Here is a 19,183-nt window from a genome sequence, read left to right as displayed (position 1 = left end):
TATGGTAGAGCTTATTTGCCTGTTTCTCCTCGTAAAAGAGGCGTTTTTGCCCAAATAAGCTCGCTGGTAAGCGTTAGAGCTGACATCCCCCTTATTTGGCATCAATAAGCATTGAGGCAAGCGTTAGCCTGGGGTTGTACGAATAGGACCTTGGATTGAAAAGAAGCCATTCGAATGGTACCCTGTCCATATTGACCAATCAACAATAGTTCGTGGAAACAGGTGAGCCATTTGCCAGAACAACAACAACCAACACAGGAACAACAGAAACAAATCCGCCAAGACAATCACAAAGTATTCGCATTACTGAGCAGTTATTTGAACCATGCACCCGATCTCATCCATGAGGCGGAGGTCGAAGAGATTGTCCAAAACGGCGTGTCGGTCGAATACGCCTTCAAGCTGATTCTTGCTGCCAAGTTCGGGCTAGATATCGTCGATAGTGACGAGGATAAGGCGCTATTTAACGCGTATTTCCACCCCATGATTCATCTGCTCGACGTTGGGGAATACGAACAAAACCCCTATTATCGGAATATCCGCCTCCCCGAAGTGCGCATCGGCGGTAGCGAGCTCACATACGAATGCTATAAGCCGTATGAAGGTTTTGTCTGCAATGACATCCTCCAAACTTCGGAAGGACGCCAGATTCCGCAAATCGGTATCTTTCCCGCTGAATTCAAATATCCGGCGGTTCTGGAACAGGGCCGCGTCTGGATGACGGTGACGCCAAACGAAATCGAGACGATGAAGGTACCCGTCGCGGAAGCTTTTGGGAGCGTCCTTACGTTTGGTCTTGGCCTTGGCTACTATGCTTATATGGTTTCGGAGAAAGACAACGTGGACAGCGTGACGATTGTGGAAATCAATGAGGACGTTATCCGTTTGTTTAAGCAGCATATTCTGCCCCAGTTCAAGCAGGCTGGGAAAATTCAGATCATTCATGCGGATGCTTTCGAGTTTGCCCGCACACGGTTGTCCCAGGATGCTTACGATTACGTGTTCACCGATTTATGGCATGACGTTTCCGATGGGATCGAATTGTATTTGAAGATGAAGCTCATTGAACAACAGTATCCGGAGACAAGGTTCTCGTATTGGATTGAAAAGTCGATTCAATGTTATTTATAAGGCAAAGAAGAGAGGTGCGGCTTGCACCTCTCTTCTTCTATTATATTTATAAGTTCACGGCAACCTTCTCATGCACTTCGCTTATCACGTCTTCGTAAGTGATATTCAAGGCAATGGCTAGCTCTTTGAACAGGACGTTCTGAATTCCGAGCAACAGTTGATGATCCTGGTTGCCCAATTTCTTATGATTCAGCTCAGCTAGTTGTTTCTTACGCATCAACGTACTGGCGACTTGTACGATATCCTCCCGGTTGCCCGTTTTAACGATCGCAGTATAGCTGTGATGCCGTTCATTATTATTATCAATCCATTGGATGCCCGGTGCCTGAAACGAATCCAATATCGTCTTGGCCTCCTCCGGACCCATCAATTTCTGCATCAGCACCGACGCATTATCGACCGGAGTGCTAATTTTCAAGGTCTCGTTGCCGAGCGGATGCAGCTCATAATAAGACTTGGAAACGCCGGCTAGCGATTTGACGCAAACGTCGTCGATGCGGCAAACGCCATGCACCGAATAAATGATCAAATCCCCCTCATGAAACATGGTCGTGATCCCGCCTCTCTATTTTTGTCAACTAAGTTGACTATTATCAATATACCTGTTTTTCGACAAAATGTCAACCAAATTGACAATTTACGGATGCTTTTGTATAGTGTAGGGAAATAGGAACGTGAATGGAATGGAGGAACGGAGTGTACCTTGAATTCGAGGAATTGAATCTGATCGACCTGATCAGCGAACGCCATGTCCAGCTTCGCTCCATCTGCGAGCAGTTGTGGAACGACCGTCATGATATCTACATTTCCAATTCAGAGTGGTTTATTATGGCAAGGATTTATAAGAGAAATCCGACCATCTCTCAGGTGACCAGGCAGGTGGACATTTCACGGCAGGCTACCCACAAATTCATCAAGAGTTTGGAATCAAAAGGATGGGTCGAGATCACCAAAGCTCAGAACAATAAAAAGGAGAAATGTCTCAAATTAACGTCGCTAGGCGAGAGCAGTTATGAGAAGAATGCCTTGATTAAGGCATCGCTGGAGCAAAAAATCATGGATGCTCTCGGAGCCGATCAGGTCGCCTTGTTGAAACAGCTGCTCCAAGCGGATTGGGGTACCTTGAATGAGGCGTGAAAAACGGAGGAAGGAGGGGTACGCCCCCTCCTTCCTTTTTTTACATCCCAATAAACACGTTACGGCTGAAAGGGCCCCAATTGGCTCCGCCATACCCGGTCATGCCTTCCACACTGACGAAGCAAGGCAGAACGATATGAGTGACACCGGTCAATGCCCGCTCCCTGAATGTGATGACAAATCGTGTGTTCGTATTATCCGCTGCCGTAATCATCGCCGCTTCTGGCCTGATCGCGTTTGCCGCAGTCAGCGCCTCCCCCATCCCTAGGCTAGCCGCTCCGCCTGCTCCTTTATTACTGCGGATCCAATAGTTCGAGATCCGTGTTGCCGATCCAAAATCGGCTCGCTGATCGTATACCAGGAGAACTTGGTTGGCTGCGATTTGTCTCACCTCCGTTAACACGGGGTGAGGTACCATTTGCCGGGCTTCTTGATAGATGTACACGAGTTATCCTCCCACAGGAAAAATAGTCAAACACCTATTTCATCCTATGCTGGAGAAATCTCGCGGGTCCCCCGTTCTTAAACTTTGACTTAACGGAATTCCTCGATGAATTTCTGGGCCGCACTCGTGAGCGGCATATTCCGCATATTCATAATCCCCACTTGCGACGGCGGCAGTTCCACGTCCAGCCGGATTTCAAACAACGACCCTTCCTCCAGCTCCTTCGACACGAATTCCCGAGCTACATAGGAGACTCCCAGTCCTTTGCGGGCCAATTCGATCAGCAGATCGACACTGCCCACTTCGATTTCCGGCTTAAGCTCGTAACCGTACTCGTGGAACAACTCGGTGATCGCCATGCGAGCCCGGCTATTCCGCGAGAACAAGACGAGCGGATGCTCCAGCAGTGTATCCAGCGGGATCACTTTATCCTTGAGATCGGCGTACGCGCAGCCGGCCACGAAGCAATCTTGCAGTAGAATCCCTTCCCGCACCTCGATATGAGAATCAACGATCGGCATCCGGGCGACGCCAAGATCGATCTTCCCCTCCTTCAAGTAACCCATGATTTCCGGCGTCGTACCGTGAAGCAGCTGAATCCCAACGTCAGGATATCGGTGGTGAAACTCTTCTATATACGGAAGCAAGTAATGCTTGAATAACGAGTCGCTGCCGCCGATCCGGAGCACACCGGTATCGAGGTTTTTGAGCTCAGCCATTTTTTTCTCCGCGAGGGAGATAAGAATTTGCGATTGCTCGATATAGGAGTACAAGAGCGCGCCTTCTTGCGTTAGAGACACCCCCTTGGAGTTGCGGTAGAACAACGTGAGGCCAAAGCTCTCTTCCAGCTGCTTAATGGCATGGCTTACGCTCGGCTGCGTCAGAAACAAGGCATTGGCTGCCTGAGTCAGACTGCCGGTTTTGGCCGCCCAATAAAAGACTTTATATAATTCATAATTATTTGTCATAAATGCAGTCTATAGCTCCTGTCAAATATATTAATTTCACCTATGGCGATATTCGTATTATAGTGGAGTCAGTCAAAATAATCCATAGCTTAGAGATGGGATTTAGGCGGTTACCCCGGAATCAAGACCGAGGCGCCTCCCAAGAACACATAGATGAAAAGCTATGCCGAGAGGAGAGAACCTGGATGGATGCCAATACGTTTGTATTGTTTGGGGCAACCGGGGATTTGGCAAAACGCAAAATTTACCCTGCCCTGTTTAACTTGTTTTTGGATGGAAAGCTGCCGGATGTTTTTTCCGTGATTGGCTTGGGCCGCAGAGAATGGTCCGACGAGACCTTTAAGGCAAACATCGAGCGGTCTCTGCACAGCTTTTCGCGACGGGATGCCAGCAACGCGGAGGCCGTGAACCAATTCCTCGGCTTCTTCCGCTATCATGTGCTGAACGTCGACCGTAAGGAAGATTATCAAAGCCTGCTGCAACGGGTCGAGGAAGGCGAACGAACCGCAGGGATTGCCCCAAACCGATTGTTTTATTTGTCGGTAGGTCCGGAACTGTTCGAAACGATCGCCGCCCATATTCAGGATAGCGGGCTTGGCGATACGAAAGGCTGGAAACGCCTTGTGATCGAAAAACCGTTTGGCCGCGATTTGCAATCTGCTCGGGATTTCAACGCGCAGCTCAGCAAAGCTTTTACCGAAGAGGAAATTTTCCGCATCGACCACTACCTCGGCAAGCCGATGGTACAGAAGCTCCAGCTGCTGCAACAGACGAACCCGGTGCTTCAGGCTTCCTGGAACAAGCGTTATATTGCTAACGTGCAAATTACGGCCAGCGAAACGGTCGGCGTCGAAGAAAGAGCCGGCTATTACGATCATTCCGGCGCGTTGCGCGACATGTTCCAAAATCATATGCTGCAACTGTTGATGATGTTGGCCGGACACCTGCCAAAAGGCGATGATTCGGAGCAAGTGCGTAACAAGAAGAAACACGTCATGCAATCCTTAGAGCCGCTGCCGCGCCAGGACGTCGCAACCCAGGTGGTCCGCGGTCAGTATGCGAGCGGGTCGATTCAAGGGAAGCCGGTCGTTGGCTACAAGGACGAAGCCGGAATCCCGCAGGATTCCCATAACGACACGTTTATCGCTGCCAAGCTGCAAATCGAAGATGATTTCTGGCGGGGGATTCCGTTTTATATCCGCACCGGCAAACGCATGAAGGAGAAAGCGACGCGGATCGTCATTGAATTCCGGGAGCCGGTTAAGCAAATTGCTGCGCCCAACAACGGCGGCGCCCCGAACTTGCTGGTGTTCGAAATCAGCCCGAATGAAGGCATTTACCTGCGCCTGAATACGGAAGGCGAAGCGCAACAGCAGGATCTCACGAAGGTCCTGATCGGATCTCACAAGAGCGGTAGCGATGTGCCAGAGGCTTACGAGAACCTGATTTATGACGCGCTCCGCGGCGATTCTTCCTTCTTCGCCCATTGGGACGAAGTCGAGTTGTCCTGGAAATGGGTGCAGCCGATCCTTGACGCCTATGCGGCGAATGAGGTTCCATTACATGCCTACCCGGCAGGCAGTTTTGGTCCGAAGGCCGCGCATGAACTGTTGGCTAAAGACGGTTTCGAGTGGTGGTTCGATCAAGAAAGCGAAGCCGCATCTACAGAAGTTCAGACAGTTACACCGTCGGCGAAGGAAGCCTTGTCCATCAAATAACGGGGGATGAACGTGCTTTTCGCCCCGATATCTCAAATCTATATTTTACAAATTGGAGGGATTTGCGATGAAGTTTTTTGTAGACACAGCCAATCTGGAAGACATCAAAAAGGCCCATAAAATCGGCGTCTTGTCCGGGGTGACAACCAACCCTTCCCTGGTAGCCAAGGAAGGCGTCAAGTTCGAAGACCGCATCGCCGAAATCCTGCAAGCCGTTTCCGACGTGGAATCCGTTTCGGCTGAAGTGACACCGGATGCGCTCACGGCCGAAGAGATGATTGCCCAAGCGGACGAATTGATCAAAATCAATAACCATGACCCGCGCATCACGATTAAGCTTCCGATGACATTGGCAGGACTCGAAGCGACCAAGTACCTGGCTCAAAAAGGCGTCAAGACCAACGTTACCTTGATCTTCACGGTCAATCAGGCCCTGCTCGCCGCCCGCGCCGGTGCCACGTACGTATCGCCATTTCTCGGCCGCTTAGACGATATTTCAGAAGATGGCGTGCTATTGGTTGCAAAAATAGCGGAGTTGTTCCGGGTTCATGGCTTGGACACGCAAATCATCGCGGCCTCCGTTCGTCACCCGGACCACGTCACCCGCGTAGCGTTAGCTGGGGCGCATATCGCCACGATTCCGTTTGGCGTCATCGAGCAGCTGGCTAAACACCCGCTTACGGATCAAGGGCTAGAGAAGTTCGCTGCCGACTGGAAAAAATCCTTATAAGCGGTAATTCGAAAGTCATCTTTTGATCACAAAGCAAGTCATGAAGTGGATTCAGCATCGAATCTAGAATTCAGCCGGGCCCTCTGGTGCTCACGTAGGTTCTACCTACGCTCCGCTCCTCGGTCCCTAGCTTCTTCCAACCTTCTCGGTGCTGAAAAACTGCCTTTTGAACTCGCATTTTAATTTTATATAGTAAGAAAATATTCGCGGATAGGTTTGGAGGAAAATTCGAATGAAGAAACAACAAATTGGCGTCGTCGGCCTGGCCGTCATGGGCAAGAACCTCGCCTTAAATATCGAAAGCAACGGCTTCTCCGTTGCCTTGTACAACCGCTCTTCTGAGAAAACCAAAGAGCTGCTGGAGGAAGCGCCGGGTAAAAATTTCGTCGGCACCTACAACATTGAGGAATTCGTACAAGCGCTCGAAACGCCCCGTAAAATTTTGATTATGGTGAAAGCCGGCAAACCAACCGACGACACGATTAACCAGCTCGTCCCTTATCTCGAAAAGGGCGACATTTTGATCGACGGCGGGAACGCGCACTTCCCGGATACGCAGCGCAGAAATAAATTGCTGGAGTCCCAAGGCATCCGCTATATCGGCGCCGGCGTGTCCGGCGGCGAAGAAGGCGCGCTGAAGGGACCGGCGATCATGCCCGGCGGGCAACGCGACGCTTACGAGCTGGTTGAGCCGATTCTGACGGCCATTTCGGCCAAAGTAAACGGCGATCCCTGCTCCACCTACATCGGTCCGGACGGTGCTGGCCACTACGTGAAGATGGTTCATAACGGGATCGAATATGGCGATATGCAATTGATTGGCGAAGCCTACCAACTGTTGAAGGACGTGCTCGGACTTGGCGTGGACGAACTGCATGATATATTCACCGAGTGGAATAACGGCGAGCTGGACAGCTACCTGATCGAAATCACCGCCGACATCTTCGGCAAAAAAGATCCCGCCACCGGCCAACCGATGGTGGACGTCATTCTCGATGCCGCCGGCCAGAAAGGCACCGGCAAATGGACCAGCCAAAGCGCCCTTGATCTCGGCGTGCCGCTGTCCATCATCACCGAGTCGGTGTTCGCACGCTTCATCTCCGCGATGAAGGCGGAACGCGTTGCTGCGAGTAAACGACTGAGCGGTCCAGCCGCCACGCCGTACACCGGCGACAAACAAGCGTTCATCGAAGCCGTTCGCAAGGCGTTGTACGCCAGCAAAATCGCGTCGTACGCCCAAGGCTTCGCGCAGATGCGACTGGCTTCCGAGGAATATGGCTGGGACTTGAACTATGGCGCCATCGCCATGATCTTCCGCGGCGGCTGCATCATCCGCGCCCGCTTCCTGCAGAACATCAAGAACGCTTATGATCGCGATCCGGAGCTTAGAAACCTGCTGCTGGACGATTACTTCAAGGATGTTGTGGAGAACTATCAAGACGCCTGGAGACAAGTTATTGCCACCGCCGTCACCCGCGGCATTCCGGTACCGGCCTTCTCCTCCGCCCTGGCGTACTACGACAGCTATCGTTCCGAGCGGTTGCCGGCCAATCTGCTGCAAGCGCAGCGCGACTACTTCGGCGCTCATACGTTCGAACGCGTTGACCAGGAAGGAACGTTCCATTTTCAATGGTTCGATAAATAATATTGAAACAATAAGAAGCCGCGAGGATTCATCTCGCGGCTTCTTTATGCGTTTCTTTTATGGGTGAGGAATAAGCCCGGGATAAAGATAAGGATGAGGATGAGAGCTGAAACGAGAAATCCTGCGTGGTATCCTTTCAAACCATTTGCGATGGTTGGCTGTACCCCTTGGACCACCGTCGCAACCACAGTCGCGATCACGGCGGAACCAAAACTTGCGCCCAAGTTCTCAATGATGTTGATCCCAACGCCTGCTTCCGGGAGCTGATGATCGTCCAGTCCCGTATACGCGTCACTCGTCAACGGGAGATTAATCCCCCCAACGCTGGTCCCCCGAATAAATAGGACGAGGGATATCCAAACCATGCTGGTTCGATCGGTGATGAAAATCAGCGGAATGGACCCGATCAGCGAAAGAACCAGGCTGACCATGACCACGTATTTCGCGCCGATCCGATCGATCATTTTACCGATCAAAGGCCGGGTCACAAGCATTCCGACGCCTTGGGGAATTAACGCAAGCGCCGCTTCAATCGCCGTGAAGTGTCGGAAGTTTTGGAAGAACAAGGGCAAGATCAACATCGGCCCCATGATGGCCATATTCGCCAAAAATAATCCGACGCTGGATGCCAGATAATTTCGATGCGTAAACAAGTTTAGCGGAAGTACGGTTTGATTCCTTCTAAATCGGTTATAGGCGAGGTACATGACAGCTAAGGCAAGGCCGATGCCCACCCAAATCAAGGTTTCGTGATTATGAAACGAAGCATGTTCCGCTGCTTTCGTAATTCCATAAATGAAAGCCGCACTCATCAGAGACAAACAAACGATCCCAAATCCATCCAGCTTACTCTCTTTGTTGAACGGTTCAAAGTCCGGGATCCGTCTGATCATCAGCGGTGCGGCAATGAGAACAACCAATACATTAATGAAGAAAATCCACTGCCATGATGCGCCCTGAACGATAAAGCCTCCGATGACGGGACCCAAAATCGGACCAAAGATCATCGGCGTGCTGACGATGGCCATCACTCTCCCCAAATAATTCGGACCCGCGGTTTTAACCAGAAGCGTGAACATCAGTGTAGTAATGATCCCGGCGCTAAATCCTTGCAGTAAGCGAAAAAAAATGAAACTGGAGATATTCCAGCTTAGGCCCACTAGAACGGATATGATGCCAAACGCAGCAACTGCTCCGATAAAGATCTTCTTTCCATTAAAATGGTTCATTAGCCAACCGGACACCGGGACCGCCATCGCAAGAGCCAGCACATAACCTGTAATGGCCCATTGAATGATATCCAATGTCGTATGAAAATCCTTGGTGAGGATGTCGATTGCAATATTCACCATCGTCGAGTCCAGCATAGGGGCAATGGCGCCAAGCGCAATCGCCCAGGCCGCTATCAGGATTTCTCTAGGCAGCTCTCTTTCTTTAGCTTTTGCTTTCTCCATGGGATTCTCCTTTCAGAAGTCAACGTGTATTTTGTTTCCTTTTCAACAAAATAGTAACGCAAGTATGGTTTCCTTGTCAACCAAATAGTCGAAACAAAAAAGACAGCCCTTCAAAAAGAATGGGCTGCCTGTGATTTGCCATGTACTAGCACCTTTTGATTCCAACTCATTTATTTCAGATCGATCCCTTGCTTCTTGATCTCCGCATCCAAATGCCGACTATACTGTTCCATAAAAATTAGCATTTGATCATATTGTTCCTCGGTGACCTGCTCAAATACAGATTGATCCCGCTCTTGAAACTCCTTATGCAGCTCCTCGTGAATGTCATAAATCTCTTGACCCTGCTCGGTCAGTTTAAAGTAGATCTCTTTCTTGTTGTCCGGCTTCTGGTAGCTTTCGATCAGGCCCTTCTCCATGAGCTTCTTCGTGAGCTTCGTAATCGCACCTTTCGTCATATAAAGAGAATCGGCAATTCGGGTTACGTTAGGATCCGCATGCTTTCCAATCGATTCAATACAATGGACTTCTGAAGGCTTAACCCCTTTCAGACGGTCTTCCATCTTCATCTTATTAAGCCAGACCATCTTGTTGAATACGTTTCTGAAATCCAGGATGACCTGCTCCTGCTTACTCATCGCCAATCCTCCCGCCCGTTGATGCATTACCCCTATTATAGTGAATTTCTGCTGGATGTTCCAATAGATTAACCCCCATCGGTTCCACATCCGAAAGAAGGAACTCGGTCGACCGATGTCGAAGCCTACTTTAGCAAACTAGACCTGAGGTGATTTCCGCTTGACGATTCTTCAAAACGATTGGGCCCCGTTTCTGGAGCCCGAATTCGAGAAACCGTATTATTCGCAGCTGCGCCAGTTTCTGGCGAACGAATATCGCACCAAAACGATTTATCCCGATTTGTATGATATTTTCAACGCATTGCATTATACCTCCTTCGCCGACACCAAGGTAGTGATCCTCGGCCAGGACCCTTATCACGGACCCGGACAGGCTCATGGGCTCAGCTTCTCCGTGAAGCCGGGTATCAAAGCCCCACCATCCCTGCAGAATATGTTCAAGGAGCTGCGGGACGATTTGGGTTGCCGTATTCCCAACAATGGATATCTGGTTCCATGGGCAAAGCAGGGCGTGTTGTTGCTCAACACGGTACTGACCGTGCAGGCCGATTTCCCCAATTCCCACAAGGGCATGGGCTGGGAGGTGTTCACCGACAAGGTGATCGAAACGCTGAACCAGAAGCGGGAACCGATCGTATTTCTACTTTGGGGCAGCCATGCGCAGAAAAAAGCGGCGCTGATCACCAACCGTGAGCATCATTTGATCAAGTCGCCACACCCCAGTCCGTTGTCCGCCCATCGGGGATTCTTGGGCAGCAAGCCCTTTTCGCGGGCGAATCAATTTTTACGCTCCAAAGGATGGGCTGAAATCGATTGGCAGCTTCCCGATCTAGCGGAGGGCTAAGATGAAGCATTTGGCCAATGGCCTGACCCTAAGCCGCATGGTCCTGTCTTGTATCATGATCTTCGTACTGAACCAACCCACGGTATTTATCATCATCTATACGATTGCCGGGATTACCGATGTGCTGGACGGAAGGATTGCGCGCCGAACGAATACGGCCAGCTCCATAGGGGCCAAGCTGGATTCAATGGCGGACCTGCTGATGTTCGGGGTGGTGACCTTCGCGCTCATCCGGTGGGCGGGAGAAGGAATGAGGTTCGTATGGCCGTATCTCGCCGGTGCCATTGCCATTCGAGTGGCATCCGCAGGTTATGCGGTCTGTAAATTTCGCACCGTTGCGATGATCCATACCTGGGGCAATAAAATCACCGGGTTGCTCGTTTTCGCCGCCCCTTGGCTCATGCTCGCGAAGGGCAACCATCCGTGGATTCTTATCGTTTTGTGCATCGTCTCCGCGGCGAGCGCCACGGAAGAACTGCTGATTCACCTGACCTCGAGGGAGCTTGACCTAAACCGCAAAAGCTGGTTTTGAGCGGGGACGGCTACGGGCAAGCAAAGCCAGATTGACGGATATCGCGCAGTTAATTCAGCGTTTCCATGCCTTCGGCCAGGGAGAGCAGCTTGCCCACCGTTTTCCAGTTGCGCACCGTAGCATAGGCATCCAATTTCTGCAGGTTCGCCGCCAGCTTGGAATTCCGAACGCTTTCTTTAAACAACAAGTAAACCTCCCTGCCCGATGTGCGAAACAGCTCCTGTTCGTTGGCATAGGCCGCAAAGCGCTTCAGCGCTTCGGCGGTCGGCTCGCTCCGCAAAAAGGCAACATACAGGCACTCCCCTGTCGATGCCGCTTCCGCCGCAGCGATCTCTTCTGGCGTGAACGGACAACCTTCCGCCGTCGCTCGCAATTCTGACGCCGTGCGAAGCACGACCGGGATATCCAGGCCAAAATCCCGGCGGATCACTTCCTCCATCCGCAAGCCCAGCGCCCCTTCTTCTTCCGAAGCAAACAGGATATTGCCGCTTTGGATATAGGTCTGTACCTTGCTAAACCCCTGTTCGGTTAGTGAACGCTTGAGCTCCGCCATTTTGATGATATTTTTGCCGCCGACGTTAATGCCCCGCAGCAGCGCGATATGGATGGTCATGATCATCGCCTCCTATTTATTGGTCTTGAAGTGCGGACGCCTCTCGGTGCCCTCCTCTCATCAGTATAAAACTATACAGACAGCCGGTTAGCGACAGTCCGGTCATAATCCAATAAAGGGCACGGCCTCCCCAATGGTCAAAAACGAACCCGCCCGCAAACGAAGCGACAATCCCCGAAATCCCAAAGAACACAATCGCCAAAATCGTCTGCCCCGTAGCACGCCAGGCCTCCGGCACGATCGAATACAATTGCTGCATTGCCGCGGTATAAAAAAACACGAAGGTCACCCCTTGAAGCAGCTGCAGCAAAACAATCATCCCTGCCTGATCCGCGATGGCAGTCAACCCGAAGCGCAGCACGTAAAACACGCCTGCCAAAGCAATCAGCTTCAACTCGTTTCCCCGTTTAAGAAACCGGTGAACCACGGCGAAACCTAAAAACTCCACCATCGTCATGACAAACCAGGTTGTTCCGACAAGCGAAAAACTCCCGCCCAAATCCCGGATATAAATCCCGATATACGTGTCGTTGATGCGATGCGGCAGCGCTAGTAGGAAGATCAGCAACAGGAAGGATACCGTCGATCGTTGTCCCAAAAAAGCTTTGAGCTCGCCAAGTTTCAATGGTTTCGTGCTTGCCTCCACATCCTCCAGCGTAAATCCGATGAGCCAGGTGGTCACGCCGTATCCGAGAAATACCCAGGCAAAGCCGGATGGACCCGTCCAATCCGTCAATTGACCGATGGCAAACGAAGCCGTCGCATACCCGAGCGCTCCGAACATCTTAATCGAACCATAGTTCACCTTCCGTCTTAACGCGGATTGAAAGTTCAAGCTTTCCACCAGCGAGTCGGTTGGCATAAAGAAGAAATACATCAACCCGACCAAGGGAACGAGCGCCCAGGGAGAAACCGCCCGAAACAACACAAAACCGACGACGGCCGAGATCGCCAGCGTCAGCAGTAGGATCTGGGTGATCGATTTTTTCCGGTCGCTGACCACGCCCCAAAACGGCTGGGAGAATAACCCGATGAACCCGCCCGTCCCGATCATCAGTCCGATCTCCGTCTCGGGAAGTCCGAGATTGGACAGATACACCGGAAGGAAGGACAGAAAGATCGCGAACAGTGAAAAATAACTGAAATTGAATAAACGTAGCTTGAACATGAGACTTTCATCCATTCCCTTCTATGGCGGAAGAGCCGCACCTTGAGTTAGCGGCACTCCATTTTACTATACACTAACCCTAAGTCCTAAACCTAGGCTCGTCCAAAACGGAGATTCCGGTAACCGACGCCCAGGCGCCGCATACGGTATAGGAAAACCGCCTACACGAAAGGGGAACGTTCCATTGTTTAATTATAATTACCGGCAATGCCCCGCAGAGCACTATCCTTATACCGTTCAGCCCGGAGACACGCTGAACTTGATTGCCTTTCGACTGGAATCCAGCGTGATGCGTATCCTTACCGCGAATCCTGGACTTGACCCAAACAACCTGCAAATCGGCCAGGTCATCTGCATTCCCTCCTGCCCGCCGAATCATGTCTCCCGGATCATTGAGCGCGGCGATACGTTGTATCAGATCGCTCAAGATTACGGCGTCAGCGTCGCCAGTATCCTGGAAGCGAACCCGGGAGTAGACCCGAACTCGCTACGGGTGGGACAACGGCTCTGCATCCCGCAGTTTGGCGGCGCTCCCGACGTGACCGGCCTGCGGGAAACGATCACCGCAATGCAAAGCGACATTAATATGCTAAAAGCGGATAACAACGTACAGCAAACCCATGAAAGCAACTATGGATCGTCCACACAGACAACCCGTGTCACTAGTGTGACCCCCCGCGAAATTCGGTTCGAGGTCGTGCCGGTGACGTTTGCCGGCGCTTTCCGCGGTCACTTCACCGCCGGACGGCGTTACCCTTACTACCAGGATGCCTCCATGGGCGGGAGACGCACGATCACCGTCAAAGATAATTTTGGGGTGTGGCATTCCTTCAATTATAGGGAACAGACACCCCAAGCCTGAGGTAGAGAAATCAGGGAAAAAAGGCGGAGCCCAAATATTCATCCAGGTTCCGCCTTTCCCGTATATTTATCCTTCTCGATTTAACGTCCGCTTCAAGAACTCTCTCGTTCGCTCCTGTTTCGGATCATTGAAGATTTGTTCCGGCGTCCCCTCTTCGGCAATAACGCCTTGATCCATAAACACGACGCGGTCCGACACCTCTCTGGCGAATTCCATCTCATGGGTCACGACGATCATGGTGAGCCCCGAATAAGCCAATTCCTTCATGACCTTGAGCACCTCGCCCACCATCTCGGGATCCAGCGCCGAGGTCGGCTCGTCGAACAGCAGCACGTCCGGGTCCATGGATAAAGCGCGGGCGATGGCCACCCGCTGCTTTTGCCCGCCGGAGAGCTGCTTTGGCTTCGCATGAATGTATTGCTCCATCCCCACGTTCAGCAAATATTTCATCGCGGTCTCGGTCGCCTCTTCCTTGGAGCGCTTCAGCACCTTAACTTGTCCCACGACGCAGTTGCTGAGCGCATCATGATTGTTGAACAGGTTGAACTGCTGAAAGACCATTCCTAAATGCCGGCGGTACGACGAGACCTTATGCGCATCATCGAGGATGTTGTTGCCGTTGTAAATAATCTCCCCGCCGCTGGGCTTCTCCAGCAGATTAATGCACCGGAGCAGCGTCGACTTGCCGGAGCCGGAGGAGCCGATGATGCTGACGACCTCCCCTTTACTGACCGACAGATTGATATCTTTGAGCACCTCGTTAGCGCCGAAAAATTTGCTCAAATGCCGAATTTCGATGACCTTTTCCATCTTCACTCCTGCTTTCTGCTAGCGCTGCAGCGTATAGCTTTCGGGGCCGTCCAGCCTTTTCTCGATACGCTGTAATATCTTCGTTACGGTCAACGTCATGACCAAATACAAAATACTTGCAACAAAAAACGATTCGAAGAACCGGAAGTTGTTGCCGGCGATCGATTTGGTCATAAAGAACAGTTCCGATACGGAAATGACGTTTAAAACCGAGGTATCTTTGATGTTGATGATAAACTGATTGCCCGTTGCCGGCAAAATATGGCGGATGACCTGCGGCAGCACCACGTTCCGCATCGTCTGCCAATGGGTCATCCCGATCGCATGAGCGGCTTCGAACTGCCCTTTGTCTACCGAATAAACGCCGCCCCGGACGATTTCGGCCATATAGGCCCCCGTATTGATCGAGACGATAAAAATCGCCGCGAACGTCCGGTCCATATCATAGTTGAACAGCAGGGACGACCCGTAGAAAATCGCCATGGCCTGGACGATCATCGGCGTGCCCCGGAAGCATTCGATGTACACGGTGAGCAAACCGTTTACGATCTTGAACAGCAGCCGTTTGAAGCCGCGCTCCGGCAGCGGAACCGTGCGGATCACGCCGGCCAGGAGGCCGATCGCCGCGCCGACCATCGTGCCGATCAATGAGATATATAAAGTTACCGCCGCTCCGCGCAGGAACATGGGCCAGTTGTCGGAGACGATTCGAATAATCCACTCGTAAGTCATTTTGTTTCCTCCCGCAAGATCACCATAAAACCGACTGCAGTCCCGCTGCAGCCGGCTTTATGATCACCGTGCTTTATTTAGTTCGCTGCAGGTTGATTCTTGATGGCGTCGTTCATGATTGCGGCCCGCTCGTCTTCGGAGATGCCAGCCAGGATCTCATTAATTTTCTCCGTCAGGTCGCTGCCTTTCTCCAATCCAACGGCGATAGCAGTGTCATCATCCGAGGTGGTGAAGCCTTCCGTGAATTCAACATAAGCGAAATTCTCGTTAGCTGCCGCGGCGCTGACGCCTTCCGGAAGCTCCGAGACGTAACCGTCAATGGCCCCCGATTCCAGGGCGACGCGCATCGCCGGGAAATCGTCCATGGCCGGTTGCTTATTGACTCCGTTAATTTGGTCGATAACCGAGTAATGGAATGTATTCAACTGAGCCGTGATTTTCGCGCCGCTGAAATCCTGGATCGAGGTAGCTCCCTCATAGGAGCCCCCTTTCTTCACCACCATAACGAGGTTCGATTTATAGTAGTTATCCGAGAAATCTATCGATTCCTTGCGTTCCGCCGTCGGAGACATCCCCGCGATAATGGCGTCGATCTTGCCGGACGTCAGCGCCGGAACCAGACCATTCCATTCCGTCTTCACGATGACCAGCTTCTTGCCGAGGCCGTCCGCGATTTTCTTGGCGATTTCCACGTCGTAGCCGCCTGCGTATTCCGCGCTGCCGTCAATCGGAACCCCGCCGTTGGCCTCACCGTTTTGCGTCCAGTTAAACGGGGCATAACCCGCTTCAAGCCCTACTTTAAACGTATTGTCGTCTTTGCTGCCAGAGTTGCAGCCCGCCAGGACAAGCATTGCCGACAGCAGCATCAGGATGGATAAAGACCAAGTTTTTCTCATTTTTCTTCACTCTCCATACAAATAATAGATGAATAACAGAAACAAAAAAACGGCTTCGGGTATACTCCGAGGCCGTTTGATGGGTTCATTTCCGTCCTGACACCCACTTCTCCCCTCGACGAGATAGCGCAACTTGATAGATCGGGTAATCTACCAAGACAGTCCTGCAGTTCTTAACTGCAGACCCAGCAGCATACAGTGAGCCTGTATCCCGCTTCGGCGACATTTCCTTCTTCCCGGCTTCTTCGCTTGCTCAAGCTCCTCCGAAAACTGTTAAATATCGCGCCTCTACCTCACCATGAAGAACGTGAGGTCTGATTCAATTGTGTTTGTAGGATACAATATCAACTCTATTCTGTCAAACTAACATAGGGTGGGAATCATAGGAAAGGAGCGCTTGTTTGACAGTCAAGGGATCATCGTTTATCATCTAATTAAACAATCATCTAATTAGATTTACGGCTAATTCATAATTCATGAGGAGGTACCAATATGACCACCCCACGCTCACCTTTGCCGGAGAACGTCCTCCGCAACTTTTTCACAAATTCAGGGAGACTCAAGAACCTGCCAGCCCAGCTCAAGAAGAAATTAATCGTTCTGGAGCATTTGGTTTCTGGTCTCGAGCACGGACGAAACTACACCGAACCTGAAATTAATGCGTACATCCAGCAATTTGACGAGGATTACGCCACGATTCGCCGCGAATGGATCATCCACCGGTTCATGAGCCGGGAGCTGGAGGTCTATACCTTGAACCCGCCGGAGCAATGGTCCAGATGGGATGCGCTGTCTTAGGCATGACGTTTTTTTTCTAGAAGAAAAGGGAATAACCAATAGGGTATACCTATGCTAAGGGGGATTCCCTGATGAAGTTGACGCCGGAGCAGCGCATTCAGCTGCATGAGTTCAACAATCTGACCAAAACGTTAAGCTTCAATATGTACGATGTTTGTTACACCCGGACCAAAGAGGAACGCGAAGCTTATATCGCCTATATCGACGACCAGTACAATTCCGACCGCCTGACGAAAATCCTCAGCACCGTTTCCGAAATTATCGGCGCTCATATTTTGAATATCGCGAACCAGGATTACGTTCCGCAGGGAGCCAGCGTGACCATGTTGATTTCCGAAGGCCCCGTAGTGGAGGTGCCCACCGAGTCGTTTGACGAATCGCCCGGGCCGCTGCCGGACTCCGTCGTAATGCAGCTCGACAAAAGCCATATCACCGTGCACACGTACCCCGAATACGATCCGAACGAAAGCATCAGCACGTTCCGTGCCGACATCGACGTGTCGACCTGCGGGGAGATCTCGCCGTTAAAGGCGCTGAATTACTTGATCCACTCCTTCGAAGCGGACATTATGACGATCGATTACCGGGTTCGCGGATTTACCCGGGACATCAACGGCCACAAGCTGTTCATCGACCATGACATCAGTTCGATCCAGAACTACATTCCCGACGAAGTAATCGAGCAATATCAGATGATCGACGTCAATGTGTACCCGGAGCATATTTTCCATACGAAGTGCAAGCTGAAGCAGTTTGACCTCAACAACTATTTGTTCGGGTATACAAAGGACGAGCTGACCCCCGAGGAGCAGAAGACGATTACCGCGATGCTCGTGACCGAGATGGATGAAATCTTCTATGGCAAAAATATCGCCTCCGGATCCCTGGAGGACAGCTAAAAGAAGTAAAGCAGCCCTCGCCGCAATTCGGCTGGGGCTGCTTTGTGATTTCATAGCGAATCTCGGGAGTATTGTTACTTTACTCGTTTAACGCCGCCTTCAAGGCATCGAGATTCTGGCGCATCAGCGACAGATAGTCTTCCCCAGCCGTCTCGTCTTCGGCCGTTAGCCCTTCGATCGGGTTAAGCACGGCCGTCTTCGCCCCGATTTCCCGGGCAATCGTTTCGGCTACTTTGGAAGAGACCAGCGTCTCGAAGAAAATCGTCTTCACTTGATGCTCCTTGGCGAACTTCACGATCTCCGTCATCTGCTCTGCCGACGGCTCCTGATCAGGGGCCAAGCCGGCAATCGGCACCTGGGTCAGCCCATACTCCCGGGCCAAGTAACCAAATGCGGCATGCTGCGTGATAAAGTCCTTACGTTTGGCGTTCGCCAATCCCTCGACAAACTCTTGATTCAGCTGTTCGAGCTGGTCGGCGTAAGCGTCCGCGTTTTGCTTGTAGTCGGCAGCATGCTCGGGGTCCGCCTGAGCCAAGGCAGCCTCGATGCGACGGACCTCCTGGACCGCTAACGCCGGAGACAACCAAACATGAGGATCCAGCCCGTCGTGGTCGTGGTCGTGATTGTGAGCTGCTTCCCCTGAGTCGGCCTCGGACTCCGCGGCATGCTCATCTCCGTCGGCCTGTTCCTCTTCCTGCCCGTGCTCCTCCTCTTCTCCGCCTTCCATCAAGGTGATCCCCTCGCTGGCTTCTACGATTTCCGGCTTGCCGCTGGCGGACGATGCCTCTACCTGTTCCAGCCAACTTTCCATCCCGGCCCCGTTCACGATCAGCAGATCGGATTCGGCCAGCTTCCGGATATCCTGGGGGCTAGGCTCCCAGTCATGAGGTTCCATGCCACCGGGTACCAGCAGTTCGACCGTCGCAAAATCGCCGGCGACTTGTTTCGTAAATTCGTAGATCGGGTAAAAGCTCGTTTGGATCCGTAATGGATGTTCCCCGTTTACCGTTCCTCCGCTGCCTGCCGCATTCCCTGCGGAATTCGTTGAATTAGCCGCATTTCCACCGGCCTGTTGTCCGCCCCCGCCGCAACCGGCGATCGTCAGCACCAAGCTCAGGCCGACCGCGGCGGCGGCCCGTTTCGCAATTCGCAAATTCATCCTC

Annotated in this window: 21 protein-coding genes and 1 riboswitch; of the genes, 10 read left to right on the top strand and 11 right to left on the bottom strand. The window is 51.9% G+C overall.

What is annotated here, in order from left to right; translation table 11 throughout:
* Nucleotides 1-231 precede the first annotated feature (231 nt).
* Complete coding sequence (locus IM700_RS20030; protein ID WP_193415435.1) at nucleotides 232-1,131, top strand: spermine/spermidine synthase domain-containing protein; 900 nt, start codon at nucleotides 232-234, stop codon at nucleotides 1,129-1,131.
* 46 nt (nucleotides 1,132-1,177) lie between these two features.
* Here the strand turns inward: IM700_RS20030 and IM700_RS20025 are convergent, their stop codons facing one another.
* Nucleotides 1,178-1,678: a CarD family transcriptional regulator gene (locus tag IM700_RS20025; RefSeq protein WP_155607560.1), complete on the bottom strand. Its 501-nt coding sequence runs from the start codon at nucleotides 1,676-1,678 to the stop codon at nucleotides 1,178-1,180.
* Nucleotides 1,679-1,827: 149 nt separating this feature from the next.
* Here IM700_RS20025 and IM700_RS20020 point away from each other — a divergent pair, with 149 nt between their 5' ends.
* On the top strand, nucleotides 1,828-2,268 hold the full coding sequence (locus IM700_RS20020) for a MarR family winged helix-turn-helix transcriptional regulator (RefSeq protein ID WP_244868371.1): 441 nt from the start codon (nucleotides 1,828-1,830) through the stop codon (nucleotides 2,266-2,268).
* 40 nt (nucleotides 2,269-2,308) lie between these two features.
* Here IM700_RS20020 and IM700_RS20015 read toward each other — a convergent pair whose 3' ends face one another.
* Nucleotides 2,309-2,713, bottom strand: coding sequence for a hypothetical protein (locus IM700_RS20015; RefSeq protein ID WP_244868372.1), 405 nt, complete (start codon nucleotides 2,711-2,713; stop codon nucleotides 2,309-2,311).
* 89 nt (nucleotides 2,714-2,802) lie between these two features.
* Entirely contained in the window at nucleotides 2,803-3,681 is an 879-nt protein-coding gene (locus tag IM700_RS20010; RefSeq protein WP_193415437.1) for a LysR family transcriptional regulator, read from the bottom strand.
* 185 nt (nucleotides 3,682-3,866) lie between these two features.
* Between IM700_RS20010 and zwf the strand changes: the two genes are divergently transcribed.
* The 3 genes from zwf (at nucleotide 3,867) to gndA (ending at nucleotide 7,774) form a co-directional block, all read left to right on the top strand.
* Nucleotides 3,867-5,399 carry a glucose-6-phosphate dehydrogenase gene (gene zwf, locus IM700_RS20005; RefSeq protein ID WP_193415438.1) on the top strand — a complete coding sequence of 511 codons (1,533 nt, stop codon included), beginning with the start codon at nucleotides 3,867-3,869 and terminating at the stop codon, nucleotides 5,397-5,399.
* Nucleotides 5,400-5,466: 67 nt separating this feature from the next.
* Nucleotides 5,467-6,129: a fructose-6-phosphate aldolase gene (fsa, locus tag IM700_RS20000; protein ID WP_155607564.1), complete on the top strand. Its 663-nt coding sequence runs from the start codon at nucleotides 5,467-5,469 to the stop codon at nucleotides 6,127-6,129.
* A gap of 232 nt (nucleotides 6,130-6,361) precedes the next feature.
* Complete coding sequence (gene gndA / locus IM700_RS19995) at nucleotides 6,362-7,774, top strand: NADP-dependent phosphogluconate dehydrogenase (protein ID WP_155607565.1); 1,413 nt, start codon at nucleotides 6,362-6,364, stop codon at nucleotides 7,772-7,774.
* Between the two features lie 44 nt (nucleotides 7,775-7,818).
* Here the strand turns inward: gndA and IM700_RS19990 are convergent, their stop codons facing one another.
* Together IM700_RS19990 and IM700_RS19985 are read right to left on the bottom strand one after the other, a co-directional pair.
* The gene (locus IM700_RS19990) at nucleotides 7,819-9,228 is read right to left on the bottom strand and encodes an MDR family MFS transporter (RefSeq protein WP_193415439.1); all 1,410 of its coding nucleotides are present in this window, start codon (nucleotides 9,226-9,228) and stop codon (nucleotides 7,819-7,821) included.
* A gap of 170 nt (nucleotides 9,229-9,398) precedes the next feature.
* The gene (locus IM700_RS19985) at nucleotides 9,399-9,866 is read right to left on the bottom strand and encodes a MarR family transcriptional regulator (protein WP_193415440.1); all 468 of its coding nucleotides are present in this window, start codon (nucleotides 9,864-9,866) and stop codon (nucleotides 9,399-9,401) included.
* A gap of 160 nt (nucleotides 9,867-10,026) precedes the next feature.
* On the opposite strand from IM700_RS19985, the gene IM700_RS19980 reads away from it, so the two are divergent.
* Together IM700_RS19980 and IM700_RS19975 are read left to right on the top strand one after the other, a co-directional pair.
* The gene (locus tag IM700_RS19980; RefSeq protein WP_193415441.1) at nucleotides 10,027-10,710 is read left to right on the top strand and encodes a uracil-DNA glycosylase; all 684 of its coding nucleotides are present in this window, start codon (nucleotides 10,027-10,029) and stop codon (nucleotides 10,708-10,710) included.
* Between the two features lies 1 nt (nucleotide 10,711).
* The gene (locus IM700_RS19975) at nucleotides 10,712-11,242 is read left to right on the top strand and encodes a CDP-alcohol phosphatidyltransferase family protein (protein WP_193415442.1); all 531 of its coding nucleotides are present in this window, start codon (nucleotides 10,712-10,714) and stop codon (nucleotides 11,240-11,242) included.
* Nucleotides 11,243-11,291: 49 nt separating this feature from the next.
* On the opposite strand, the gene IM700_RS19970 is transcribed toward IM700_RS19975, so the two are convergent.
* On the bottom strand, nucleotides 11,292-11,855 hold the full coding sequence (locus IM700_RS19970; protein ID WP_193415443.1) for a DUF1697 domain-containing protein: 564 nt from the start codon (nucleotides 11,853-11,855) through the stop codon (nucleotides 11,292-11,294).
* A gap of 16 nt (nucleotides 11,856-11,871) precedes the next feature.
* Nucleotides 11,872-13,023: an MFS transporter gene (locus IM700_RS19965; RefSeq protein ID WP_193415444.1), complete on the bottom strand. Its 1,152-nt coding sequence runs from the start codon at nucleotides 13,021-13,023 to the stop codon at nucleotides 11,872-11,874.
* Between the two features lie 184 nt (nucleotides 13,024-13,207).
* Here IM700_RS19965 and IM700_RS19960 point away from each other — a divergent pair, with 184 nt between their 5' ends.
* The gene (locus IM700_RS19960; RefSeq protein ID WP_193415445.1) at nucleotides 13,208-13,885 is read left to right on the top strand and encodes a LysM peptidoglycan-binding domain-containing protein; all 678 of its coding nucleotides are present in this window, start codon (nucleotides 13,208-13,210) and stop codon (nucleotides 13,883-13,885) included.
* A gap of 66 nt (nucleotides 13,886-13,951) precedes the next feature.
* Here IM700_RS19960 and IM700_RS19955 read toward each other — a convergent pair whose 3' ends face one another.
* The 3 genes from IM700_RS19955 to IM700_RS19945 all read right to left on the bottom strand — a co-directional run bounded on the left by IM700_RS19955 (nucleotide 13,952) and on the right by IM700_RS19945 (nucleotide 16,323).
* A complete protein-coding gene (locus IM700_RS19955) occupies nucleotides 13,952-14,695 on the bottom strand; it encodes an amino acid ABC transporter ATP-binding protein (protein WP_193415446.1) in 744 nt (247 codons plus the stop codon).
* 18 nt (nucleotides 14,696-14,713) lie between these two features.
* Nucleotides 14,714-15,427, bottom strand: a complete 714-nt coding sequence (locus IM700_RS19950; protein WP_193415447.1) for an amino acid ABC transporter permease — start codon at nucleotides 15,425-15,427, stop codon at nucleotides 14,714-14,716.
* A gap of 77 nt (nucleotides 15,428-15,504) precedes the next feature.
* Nucleotides 15,505-16,323 (bottom strand): transporter substrate-binding domain-containing protein, encoded by an 819-nt coding sequence (locus tag IM700_RS19945; protein WP_155607575.1) that lies wholly within the window; start codon nucleotides 16,321-16,323, stop codon nucleotides 15,505-15,507.
* 116 nt (nucleotides 16,324-16,439) lie between these two features.
* A riboswitch (Lysine riboswitch) is annotated at nucleotides 16,440-16,622 on the bottom strand.
* Between the two features lie 193 nt (nucleotides 16,623-16,815).
* Between IM700_RS19945 and IM700_RS19940 the strand changes: the two genes are divergently transcribed.
* Together IM700_RS19940 and speD are read left to right on the top strand one after the other, a co-directional pair.
* Complete coding sequence (locus tag IM700_RS19940; protein ID WP_193415448.1) at nucleotides 16,816-17,121, top strand: DUF2087 domain-containing protein; 306 nt, start codon at nucleotides 16,816-16,818, stop codon at nucleotides 17,119-17,121.
* Nucleotides 17,122-17,192: 71 nt separating this feature from the next.
* Nucleotides 17,193-18,020 carry an adenosylmethionine decarboxylase gene (speD, locus tag IM700_RS19935; protein WP_155607577.1) on the top strand — a complete coding sequence of 276 codons (828 nt, stop codon included), beginning with the start codon at nucleotides 17,193-17,195 and terminating at the stop codon, nucleotides 18,018-18,020.
* Between the two features lie 79 nt (nucleotides 18,021-18,099).
* Here the strand turns inward: speD and IM700_RS19930 are convergent, their stop codons facing one another.
* Nucleotides 18,100-19,179, bottom strand: coding sequence for a metal ABC transporter substrate-binding protein (locus IM700_RS19930; protein WP_193415449.1), 1,080 nt, complete (start codon nucleotides 19,177-19,179; stop codon nucleotides 18,100-18,102).
* Between the last annotated feature and the right edge of the window lie 4 nt (nucleotides 19,180-19,183).

The sequence above is a fragment of the Paenibacillus rhizolycopersici genome (genome assembly GCF_014947195.2).
GTDB classification, from domain to species: Bacteria; Bacillota; Bacilli; order Paenibacillales; family Paenibacillaceae; genus Fontibacillus; species Fontibacillus rhizolycopersici.
This window is presented reverse-complemented; position numbering and strand designations above follow the sequence as displayed.

Coding starts and splice junctions, on each gene's coding strand:
- IM700_RS19970 (WP_193415443.1), bottom strand. CDS start 11,855: ATGACCATCCATATCGCGCTGCTGCGGGGCATTAACGTCGGCGGCAAA.
- IM700_RS19945 (WP_155607575.1), bottom strand. CDS start 16,323: ATGAGAAAAACTTGGTCTTTATCCATCCTGATGCTGCTGTCGGCAATG.
- IM700_RS19975 (WP_193415442.1), top strand. CDS start 10,712: ATGAAGCATTTGGCCAATGGCCTGACCCTAAGCCGCATGGTCCTGTCT.
- IM700_RS19965 (WP_193415444.1), bottom strand. CDS start 13,023: ATGTTCAAGCTACGTTTATTCAATTTCAGTTATTTTTCACTGTTCGCG.
- gndA (WP_155607565.1), top strand. CDS start 6,362: ATGAAGAAACAACAAATTGGCGTCGTCGGCCTGGCCGTCATGGGCAAG.
- IM700_RS19930 (WP_193415449.1), bottom strand. CDS start 19,179: ATGAATTTGCGAATTGCGAAACGGGCCGCCGCCGCGGTCGGCCTGAGC.
- IM700_RS20025 (WP_155607560.1), bottom strand. CDS start 1,678: ATGTTTCATGAGGGGGATTTGATCATTTATTCGGTGCATGGCGTTTGC.
- IM700_RS20010 (WP_193415437.1), bottom strand. CDS start 3,681: ATGACAAATAATTATGAATTATATAAAGTCTTTTATTGGGCGGCCAAA.
- IM700_RS19985 (WP_193415440.1), bottom strand. CDS start 9,866: ATGAGTAAGCAGGAGCAGGTCATCCTGGATTTCAGAAACGTATTCAAC.
- fsa (WP_155607564.1), top strand. CDS start 5,467: ATGAAGTTTTTTGTAGACACAGCCAATCTGGAAGACATCAAAAAGGCC.
- zwf (WP_193415438.1), top strand. CDS start 3,867: ATGGATGCCAATACGTTTGTATTGTTTGGGGCAACCGGGGATTTGGCA.
- speD (WP_155607577.1), top strand. CDS start 17,193: ATGAAGTTGACGCCGGAGCAGCGCATTCAGCTGCATGAGTTCAACAAT.
- IM700_RS19990 (WP_193415439.1), bottom strand. CDS start 9,228: ATGGAGAAAGCAAAAGCTAAAGAAAGAGAGCTGCCTAGAGAAATCCTG.
- IM700_RS19950 (WP_193415447.1), bottom strand. CDS start 15,427: ATGACTTACGAGTGGATTATTCGAATCGTCTCCGACAACTGGCCCATG.
- IM700_RS19955 (WP_193415446.1), bottom strand. CDS start 14,695: ATGGAAAAGGTCATCGAAATTCGGCATTTGAGCAAATTTTTCGGCGCT.
- IM700_RS19940 (WP_193415448.1), top strand. CDS start 16,816: ATGACCACCCCACGCTCACCTTTGCCGGAGAACGTCCTCCGCAACTTT.